Annotated in this window: 2 protein-coding genes; both read right to left on the bottom strand. The window is 61.6% G+C overall.

What is annotated here, in order from left to right:
- Positions 1–637: septum site-determining protein MinD (gene minD / locus BN1139_RS16085; RefSeq protein WP_041980733.1), on the bottom strand; the 637-nt coding region annotated here is incomplete at its 3' end.
- Positions 638–655: 18 nt separating this feature from the next.
- On the bottom strand, positions 656–1,056 hold a 401-nt coding region (minC, locus tag BN1139_RS16080), incomplete at its 5' end, for a septum site-determining protein MinC (RefSeq protein WP_041980730.1).

Raw genomic sequence — 1,056 nt, 5'->3', positions numbered from 1 at the left:
CCGGGATCACCCCGAGCAGCGGGATGGCCAGGATCTCCTGCACATCCTGCACGCTCAGCATGTCGCCGCGGTTGACGCGGGTCGGGCAGTAGCGGGTCAGCAGCAGGTGCTCCTTGATGGGGTCTTCGCCACGCTCGGCGCGGCGGGACTTGGAGGCCAGGATGCCAAGGATGCGGTCGGAGTCACGCACGGAAGAGACTTCCGGGTTGGTGGTGACGATCGCTTCGTCGGCAAAATAGAGCGCCATCAGTGCGCCCGCCTCGATCCCTGCCGGGGAGTCGCAGACGATGTAATCGAACTTCATCTCCGCCAGCTGATCCAGGATCTTCTCGACCCCCTCACGGGTGAGGGCATCTTTGTCCCGGGTCTGGGAGGCGGGCAGGATAAACAGATTTTCCGAGCGTTTGTCCTTGATCAGCGCCTGATTGAGGTTTGCTTCCCCGTTGATGACGTTGACGAAGTCATACACCACGCGCCGCTCGCAGCCCATGATGAGATCCAGGTTTCTCAGACCGATGTCAAAGTCAATGACCACTGTCTTGTGACCACGCTGGGCTAAGCCGGTGCTCAGGGCCGCACTGGTTGTGGTCTTGCCAACGCCACCTTTACCCGATGTAACGACTATGATTCGCGCCATTCTCGCTTCCTTGTAACTCTATTTGATACGGTCTATTCGGAGTTGTTCGTTGTCCAGCCGGACGTGTACCGGTTGCTGGATCAGGCCTGCCGGCAATGCATCGCTCAGCTGGAATGTGCCCGCGATGGAGAGCAGCTCGGCCTGTAATTGCTGGCAATAGATCCGGGCCTGGGTGTTGCCCCGGGCGCCGGCAATGGCTCTGCCACGCAGGGTGCCATAAATATGAATGCTGTCGTCGGCGAGCACTTCAGCTCCCGGACTGACGGACCCCAGCACCACCAGCGAGGTGCCGGCGGCGTAAATCTGCTGGCCGGAACGAACCGGTCCCACATGTACCTTGCTCGGGATCAAGGGGGCGGGTTCGGGCTCGGGAACCACCTCAGGGGCGGCTGGCGCGGGGGCAGGCTCGGGTTCCGGTT

Origin of the sequence: Aeromonas veronii bv. veronii, from assembly GCF_000820225.1 — a bacterium.
Taxonomy (GTDB): Bacteria; Pseudomonadota; Gammaproteobacteria; order Enterobacterales; family Aeromonadaceae; genus Aeromonas; species Aeromonas veronii.
This window is presented reverse-complemented; position numbering and strand designations above follow the sequence as displayed.